Annotated in this window: 1 rRNA gene; it reads right to left on the reverse strand. The window is 60.0% G+C overall.

Annotated features, from left to right (window positions below):
- Nucleotides 1–573 (reverse strand): 16S ribosomal RNA (locus ACFO0C_RS49015); the annotation flags it as partial.

Consider the following 573-nt stretch of genomic DNA (forward strand, 5'->3'; position numbering starts at 1 on the left):
CCTGTTCGCTCCCCACGCTTTCGCTCCTCAGCGTCAGTATCGGCCCAGAGACCCGCCTTCGCCACCGGTGTTCCTCCTGATATCTGCGCATTTCACCGCTACACCAGGAATTCCAGTCTCCCCTACCGAACTCTAGCCTGCCCGTATCGAATGCAAGCTCGGAGTTGAGCCCCGAGATTTCACATTCGACGCGACAAGCCGCCTACGAGCTCTTTACGCCCAATAAATCCGGACAACGCTCGCGCCCTACGTCTTACCGCGGCTGCTGGCACGTAGTTGGCCGGCGCTTCTTCTGCAGGTACCGTCACTTGCGCTTCGTCCCTGCTGAAAGAGGTTTACAACCCGAAGGCCGTCATCCCTCACGCGGCGTCGCTGCATCAGGCTTCCGCCCATTGTGCAATATTCCCCACTGCTGCCTCCCGTAGGAGTCTGGGCCGTGTCTCAGTCCCAGTGTGGCCGGTCGCCCTCTCAGGCCGGCTACCCGTCGTCGCCTTGGTAGGCCATTACCCCACCAACAAGCTGATAGGCCGCGAGTCCATCCCAAACCGAAAAAACTTTCCACCATCAGGCCAT

Origin of the sequence: Actinoplanes subglobosus (assembly GCF_042650585.1) — a bacterium.
GTDB lineage: Bacteria > Actinomycetota > Actinomycetes > Mycobacteriales > Micromonosporaceae > Actinoplanes > Actinoplanes subglobosus.